Source organism: Mesorhizobium sp. WSM3862, assembly GCF_002294985.1.
Classification (GTDB): domain Bacteria; phylum Pseudomonadota; class Alphaproteobacteria; order Rhizobiales; family Rhizobiaceae; genus Mesorhizobium.
This window is the reverse complement of the sequence record NZ_NSGE01000008.1, coordinates 224,932-232,074: the sequence shown is the minus strand read 5'-3', so window position 1 is coordinate 232,074 and position 7,143 is coordinate 224,932. Positions and strand designations below refer to the sequence as shown.

The 7,143-nt window shown below is 64.1% G+C and carries 7 protein-coding genes; 5 read left to right on the top strand and 2 right to left on the bottom strand.

Translation table 11 applies throughout. The annotated features are described in order from the left end of the window. Positions 1 to 428 precede the first annotated feature (428 nt). The 4 genes from ugpC (at position 429) to CK224_RS23965 (ending at position 4,810) form a co-directional block, all read left to right on the top strand. Positions 429 to 1,508, top strand: a complete 1,080-nt coding sequence (gene ugpC / locus CK224_RS23980) for a sn-glycerol-3-phosphate ABC transporter ATP-binding protein UgpC (protein WP_067001190.1) — start codon at positions 429 to 431, stop codon at positions 1,506 to 1,508. 36 nt (positions 1,509 to 1,544) lie between these two features. Next, entirely contained in the window at positions 1,545 to 2,870 is a 1,326-nt protein-coding gene (locus CK224_RS23975; protein WP_095783458.1) for an ABC transporter substrate-binding protein, read from the top strand. Between the two features lie 106 nt (positions 2,871 to 2,976). Beyond that, complete coding sequence (locus CK224_RS23970) at positions 2,977 to 3,915, top strand: sugar ABC transporter permease (protein WP_095783457.1); 939 nt, start codon at positions 2,977 to 2,979, stop codon at positions 3,913 to 3,915. Between the two features lies 1 nt (position 3,916). After that, on the top strand, positions 3,917 to 4,810 hold the full coding sequence (locus tag CK224_RS23965) for a carbohydrate ABC transporter permease (protein WP_095783456.1): 894 nt from the start codon (positions 3,917 to 3,919) through the stop codon (positions 4,808 to 4,810). A 54-nt stretch (positions 4,811 to 4,864) separates the two neighbouring features. Here CK224_RS23965 and CK224_RS32390 read toward each other — a convergent pair whose 3' ends face one another. Beyond that, a complete protein-coding gene (locus tag CK224_RS32390; protein ID WP_259979814.1) occupies positions 4,865 to 4,990 on the bottom strand; it encodes a hypothetical protein in 126 nt (41 codons plus the stop codon). Positions 4,991 to 5,130: 140 nt separating this feature from the next. Then, on the bottom strand, positions 5,131 to 5,550 hold the full coding sequence (locus tag CK224_RS23960) for a VOC family protein (RefSeq protein WP_095783455.1): 420 nt from the start codon (positions 5,548 to 5,550) through the stop codon (positions 5,131 to 5,133). Between the two features lie 327 nt (positions 5,551 to 5,877). Between CK224_RS23960 and CK224_RS23955 the strand changes: the two genes are divergently transcribed. Further along, complete coding sequence (locus CK224_RS23955) at positions 5,878 to 7,089, top strand: MFS transporter (protein WP_095783454.1); 1,212 nt, start codon at positions 5,878 to 5,880, stop codon at positions 7,087 to 7,089. The last annotated feature ends 54 nt before the right edge of the window (positions 7,090 to 7,143 follow it).

The window sequence follows — 7,143 nt, the reverse complement described above, 5'->3', positions numbered from 1 at the left end:
GCGCTGCGCTATGCCAAAGGCTCCGCGCCAGCGACTGTCGCTTCACCCGCCCAGCAGGGCACAACCCAGGCCGGAAACGAACTCAAAACTGGATAGAAACTGGGGGCAACGTCATACACCTTAGTACTTGCTAATGCGCATTCAGCCTTCTTCGCCGACCTGATTAGTGGCCATCCGGCACAGCCCTGGATTGACTTAGCTCACGGCAGGCTGGCTCATTTGCCCTTTGAGACGAAAGTCTAAGGGCATGCGCCGCAGCTTTACAGGCGGGTTTGGTAGCGCTACCGTTTCACAGTCGCGTGACCCGGGGGGAGCTGGGGCAAACGTCGCCGACGCCAGTGGTGGATGCTTGCCGGCATCCGTTTCAGCCACACCTTGATTGGAAACGGCTCCCCGCGAAACCCGCAGGGACCATCGGGAGGAGTTCGATGGCGTCTGTCGCGATTGGCGATGTCTACAAGTCGTTCGGAGCCACCCAGATCCTGCACGGCGTCAGCGTCGACATAGAGGACGGCGAGTTCGTCACGCTGGTCGGGCCGTCGGGCTGCGGAAAATCGACGCTTCTGCGGATGATTGCCGGGCTGGAAAAAATCTCCCGCGGCCATATTTCGATCGGCAGCCGTGTCGTCAACGATGTTGCGCCGAAGGAGCGCGACGTGGCCATGGTGTTCCAGAACTACGCGCTCTATCCGCACATGACCGTTGCCGAAAACATGGCGTTCTCGCTCATGCTGAAGGGAGTGGCCAAGGCGGAGAGCGATGCCGGGGTGAAGCGCGCGGCCGAGATCCTCGGGCTGGTGCCGCTTCTGTCGCGTTATCCGCGCCAGCTTTCGGGCGGCCAGCGGCAGCGCGTCGCCATGGGCCGGGCGATCGTGCGCAATCCGCAGGTGTTTTTGTTCGACGAGCCGCTCAGCAACCTTGACGCCAAGCTCAGGGTCCAGATGCGCGCCGAGATCAAGGAACTGCACCAGCGGCTGAAGACGACGACGATCTATGTCACGCACGATCAGATCGAGGCCATGACGATGGCCGACAAGATCGTCGTCATGCATGACGGCCTCGTCGAGCAGATTGGGCCGCCGCTCGAGCTCTACGACCGGCCGAACAACCTCTTCGTCGCGAGCTTCATCGGCTCGCCGGCCATGAACCTGCTCAAGGGCACATTCGCCAATGACGGCGCGCCGTCGTCGTTCCGGGGCGCGGGTGGCGTCTCCGTGCCTCTGTCGAAACCGCCCGCGATCGGCAACGGCGAAGCCGTCGTGCTCGGCGTGCGGCCCGAGCATCTGCGGCTGGCCGAGGACGGCATTCCGGTCACCGTGGTGGTGATCGAGCCGACCGGCTCGGAAGTGCAGATCATCGGCCGGACGGCCGGCGGAGAGGATATCGTCGCCAATTTCCGCGAACGCCATTCCTTCGCGCCGGGAGAAACCATCCGGCTGTCGGTGGAACCCGGCCCCATTCATCTGTTTCACGGCGAAACGGGCCAGCGGATCGAAGCGGCGCCATAGACCACGCAACGAGGAAACCCACAGGAGGAGACGAGCATGAAGTTCACCAGACGCGACGTGATCCGCACGACCGCCGGCGCGGCCGCCGGGGCCTTGGGCAGCCGCTTCGTCGGCTCGAGCGCCTTCGCCCAGGAGGGCCTCACCTACAAGCCGGAGGAAGGCGCCAAGCTCCGGCTGCTGCGCTGGTCGCCTTTCGTGCAGGGCGACGAGGACCAATGGCTGAAGAATACGAAGCGGTTCACCGAGGCGACGGGCGTGGAGGTGCGCGTCGACAAGGAGAGCTGGGAAGACATCCGGCCCAAGGCGGCCGTCGCCGCCAATGTCGGCTCCGGTCCCGACCTGATGTTCGTCTGGTTCGACGACCCGCACCAATATCCAGACAAGCTGCTCGACGTGACCGAACTCGGCGACTATCTCGGCAAGAAGTATGGCGGCTGGCACGACGGCCCCAAGCAGTATGCGACGCGCGAGGGCAAGTTCCTCGGCCTGCCGCTCGCCACCATCGGCAACGCCATCGTCTATCGCGAAAGCTGGGTGAAGGAGGCCGGCTTCTCGGAATTCCCGAAGGACACGGCGGGTTTCCTCGAGCTCTGCAAGGCGCTCAAGGCAAAGGGCCATCCCGCCGGGTTCACCCATGGCCACGGCGTCGGCGACGGCAACAACTATGCGCATTGGCTGCTATGGAGCCATGGCGGCCAGATGGTCGACGAAGCCGGCAAGGTGACGATCAACAGCCCCGAGACGCTGAAGGCGATCCAGTATGCGCAGGAGCTCTACAAAACCTTCATCCCCGGCACGGAAAGCTGGCTCGACGTCAACAACAACCGCGCCTTCCTGGCCGGCGAGATAAGCGTGATCGCCAACGGCATCTCGGCCTACAACACCGCCAAGGTCAACAAGGACAATGACCCGAAGCTGGCCGAAATAGCCAAGGACATCCGCACCACCAATCTGCCGATCGGTCCGGTCGGGAAATCGGTCGAGCTGTTCCAGGTGACCACGGCCGTCATCTTCAACTACACGCCCTACCCCAACGCGGCCAAAGCCTATCTGCAGTTCATGTTCGAGGACCCGCAGATGTCGGACTGGATCACGTCGTCGGCCGGCTATTGCTGCCAGACGCTGAAGGCTTTCGACAACAATCCGGTGTGGAAGGCCGACCCGAACAATGCCGCTTACGCGAAAGCCTCGGCGACGCTGCGACCCAACGGCTATGCCGGGCCGCTCGGCTATGCCTCGGCCGCGACCATGGCCGATTATGTGTTGGTCGACATGTTCGCCAAGGCGGTGACGGGACAGGCGACACCGCAAGAGGCGATGGAAGAGGCCGAAAAGCGCGCCAACCGTTATTATCGCGTCTGATCCTGCCGGGCACCTGAAGCAGGGTGGCCGCGTCGGGATCTTCCGGGGCACGGAAGGACCACGCGGCCACCACCACTCCACCGCATCTTGCGAGGAATTCGCGCCCATGGCCGTGCCATCCGTTGCCGTTCAGCGGCATCCGTCGATGCTTTCGCGACTTGCCGAGAGCCGGAACACTCTTGGTCTCGGCTTCATGCTGCCGGCGGCGGCGCTGCTCCTGGTCTTTCTCACCTATCCGCTGGGACTCGGCGTCTGGCTTGGCTTCACCGACACACGCATCGGCCGGCCCGGCATCTATATCGGCGTCGAGAACTATGAATATCTCTGGAGCGACAGCGTGTTCTGGCTGTCGGTCTTCAACACCGTGCTCTACACGGTCAGCGCTTCAATCCTGAAATTCGTGCTCGGCCTCTGGCTGGCTCTCATCCTCAACGAGAAGCTGCCCTTCAAGTCGTTCTTCCGCGCGGTGGTGCTGCTGCCCTGGGTGGTGCCTACGGTGCTGTCGGCCATCGCCTTCTGGTGGATCTACGATTCGCAGTTCTCGATCCTGTCCTGGGCGCTGCAGCAGATGGGGCTGATCGACCACCGCATAAACTTCCTCGGCGATCCAACCAACGCGCGCGCTTCGGTCATTGCGGCCAATGTCTGGCGCGGCATCCCGTTCGTCGCCATCACGCTGCTTGCCGGCCTGCAGACCATCCCGCAGTCGCTCTACGAAGCCGCCACGCTCGACGGCGCCAGCCGCTGGCAGTTGTTTCGCCATGTGACGCTGCCGCTTTTGACGCCGATCATCGCCATCACCATGACTTTCTCGGTGCTCTTCACCTTCACCGATTTCCAGCTGATCTATGTGCTGACCCGCGGCGGGCCGGTGAACGCCACCCACCTGATGGCGACATTGTCCTTCCAGCGCGGCATTGCCGGCGGCCAGCTCGGCGAAGGCGCGGCAATCGCCGTTGCCATGATCCCCTTCCTGCTGGCGGCGATCCTGTTCAGCTATTTCGGCCTGCAACGCCGCAGGTGGCAGCAAGGCGGCGGAGACTGACATGGCCGCGATCAGAGAAGTCGAGCGCCTGGACACCGACGAAGGCGGCATGGGCTACCTGCAGAGCCTGCCGCGCCGGGTGGTCACGGTCTATCTGCCGCTGCTGGTGTTTCTCATCGTGCTGCTGTTTCCATTCTACTGGATGACGATCACGGCGGTTAAGCCCAATGTCGAGATGACCGATTATGTGAACTACAATCCGTTCTGGGTCGTGCATCCGACGCTGGAGCACATACGCTATTTGCTCCTGGAGACCTCCTACCCCGGCTGGCTGCTCAACACGGTGATCATATCGACGGCGGCCACCTTCCTGTCGCTGGCGGCTGCGGTGCTCGCCGCCTACGCGATCGAGCGACTGCGGTTCTCAGGCGCCCGTCAGGTCGGCCTTGCGGTCTTCCTCGCCTATCTGGTGCCGCCTTCGATCCTGTTCATCCCGCTGTCGGTGATGGTGTTCAACCTCGGTCTCTACGACACGCCCTTCGCGCTGATCCTCACCTACCCGACCTTCCTGATTCCGTTCTGCACCTGGCTGTTGATGGGCTACTTCCGTTCGATCCCCTTCGAATTGGAGGAATGCGCGCTGATCGACGGCGCCACCCGCTGGCAGATCCTGACCAAGATCGTGCTGCCGCTGTCGGTGCCGGGCCTGATCTCTGCCGGCATCTTCGCCTTCACGCTGTCCTGGAACGAATTCATCTACGCGCTGACCTTCATCCAGTCGTCGGAGAAGAAGACGGTTCCGGTCGGCGTGCTCACCGAGCTCGTCCGCTCGGACGTCTATGAATGGGGAGCGCTGATGGCAGGCGCGCTGATCGGCTCGCTGCCAGTGGTGGTGCTTTATTCGTTCTTCGTCGAGTACTACGTCTCCTCGATGACGGGCGCGGTGAAGGAATAGCTTCCGCTTTGGCGGTCATGGCCATTGCACGAGGCACCCGCCGATCGATGGATTTTAGCGGATCGGCACCAGCATGGCCGCCTCGCGGATGACGCGGATGGCGTCCGGATTGGTGACGGGATAGCACCGGCCGCGATCGACAGCGGCGCCAAGCGGCATTTCGAGGAAACGAAGCTGCAACTCATCGCCGCCGGTTTCGAAGTCATGCCTGCCGATGCCCAGCCCCGATGCTCCGACGAGGTGGCGAGCAAGTAGCCGAGGGGGTTGTGCGTCGCGCTATCTCCCCCCTTGTGGGGGAGATAACGGCGCCCGCCGCCGCGCTAAAAACTGATCTCCACCGCCGGCGCACTACGCTTCGCCTCGCCATGAAACACCGCCTCGATGTTGCTGCCGTCGGGGTCGAGCAGGAAGGCGGCGTAGTAGCCGGGGTGGTAGGGACGCTCGCCCGGGGCGCCGTTGTCCTTGCCGCCGGCGGCAAGGCCCGCGTGGTAGAAGGCGTCGACCATGGCGCGGTCCTTGGCCTGGAAGGCGAGATGGTGACGGCCGGTGAGCACGCCCTGGGCCGCGCGGCTATCGGCGCTGGAAACGAACAGTTCGTCCGCCCAGAAATAATCCTCGGCCTCGCCGCCGATCGGGACGCCCAGCACCTCGAGCACCGCGCCGTAGAAACGCCGGCTCGCCTTGACGTCGCGCACTACCAGATGAAGGTGATCGATGAGCCGGCCGCGGTAGAGTTGCATGGCGTTTGCCTCCTCCCGATTGCTGCGGCTCAATCTAGAAGGGCCTGATGCGCGGTCAATGTGGGTGCGGAAGACTGCTGACAGTTAAAGAGGGTCGGCGCGAGGCACCCCCCTCTGTCCTACCGGACTGTCCGGCAGGACAGAAGGGGGTGTGAAGGAACGCCAGCATAAGGCGATCGGCCAACATCCCCCAAAAATCCGGATAAAAAATGCAACCAGATTGTAGGATTGGTGTCCGCCGCGGCGTCCTTCGGACGCAAGCGGCGCGATGGACCTGGAAAAACCGTGCCGCATCAAACAGGATGCCTTAGGGCACGGGAGAAAATCATGAATCCTTCCTATCGTTGGGTCATCGTCGCGGCCGGCGCGCTGATGACCTGTGTGGCGCTCGGCGCGATGTTCTCGCTGGCGATCTTTCTCGAGCCGATGTCGATCGACACCGGCTGGTCGCGCGCCGGCATTTCCAGCGCCATGACGCTAAATTTTCTGGTGATGGGCGTCGGCGGCTTCGCCTGGGGCGCGATCTATGACCGCGTCGGTGCCCGCCCCGTCGTGCTTGCCGGCGCGGTGCTGCTCGGGCTGGCGCTGGTGGTGGCGAGCCGAGCCAACTCGCTGCTGATCTTCCAGCTCAGCTACGGCGTGATCGTCGGGCTGGCGGCCAGCGCGTTCTTCGCGCCTATGATCGCGCTCACCACCGCCTGGTTCGACACCAACCGCAGCCTTGCCGTGTCGCTGGTTTCGGCCGGCATGGGAGTGGCGCCGATGACCATCTCGCCCTTCGCGCGCTGGCTGATCTCGGCCTATGACTGGCGAACCGCCATGTTCGACATCGGCGTCATGGCCTGGGTGCTCCTGCTGCCCGCCGTCTTCCTGGTACGCCAGCCGCCGGCGGCCGGCGCGGCGGCCGACGGCGGCATGCCGGCGCGTGCCGCCGACGACCCCGGCATGAGCGTCAGCCAGGCGCTGCGCTCGCCGCAATTCCTGGTGCTGGGCATGACCTTCTTCGCCTGCTGCGCGGCGCATTCGGGGCCGATCTTCCACATGGTCAGCTATGCGATGGCCTGCGGCGTTGCGCCGATGGCTGCCGTCTCGATCTATAGCGTCGAGGGCCTTGCCGGCCTTGGCGGACGCCTGCTCTACGGCGTGCTCGGCGACCGGCTGGGGGTCAAGCCGGTGCTGATCACCGGCCTTGCCATCCAGGCCGCCGTGATCGCCGCCTATCTCGCGGTCGGCCGGCTCGAGCAGTTCTACGTGCTGGCCGTCATCTTCGGCGCCACCTACGGCGGCGTCATGCCGCTCTATGCGGTGCTGGCACGCGAATATTTCGGGCCGCGCATCATCGGCACGGTGTTCGGCGCCGCCACCATGCTCTCCAGCCTCGGCATGTCGTTCGGCCCGCTCGCCGGCGGCATGATCTACGACGCCTATGCCAGCTATTCCTGGCTGTTCATCGGCTCGGCGCTGGTCGGCCTGGGCGCCGCCGGCATCGCGATCGCCTTCCCGCCGCAGCCGAGCCGGCAGCGGCTGCAGATGGCATAACGAGATGAATCTCCCTCCTCGAGGGGGAGATGTCGCCGAAGGCGACAGAGGGGG

Coding starts and splice junctions, on each gene's coding strand:
- ugpC (WP_067001190.1), top strand. CDS start 429: ATGGCGTCTGTCGCGATTGGCGATGTCTACAAGTCGTTCGGAGCCACC.
- CK224_RS23975 (WP_095783458.1), top strand. CDS start 1,545: ATGAAGTTCACCAGACGCGACGTGATCCGCACGACCGCCGGCGCGGCC.
- CK224_RS23970 (WP_095783457.1), top strand. CDS start 2,977: ATGGCCGTGCCATCCGTTGCCGTTCAGCGGCATCCGTCGATGCTTTCG.
- CK224_RS23965 (WP_095783456.1), top strand. CDS start 3,917: ATGGCCGCGATCAGAGAAGTCGAGCGCCTGGACACCGACGAAGGCGGC.
- CK224_RS23960 (WP_095783455.1), bottom strand. CDS start 5,550: ATGCAACTCTACCGCGGCCGGCTCATCGATCACCTTCATCTGGTAGTG.
- CK224_RS23955 (WP_095783454.1), top strand. CDS start 5,878: ATGAATCCTTCCTATCGTTGGGTCATCGTCGCGGCCGGCGCGCTGATG.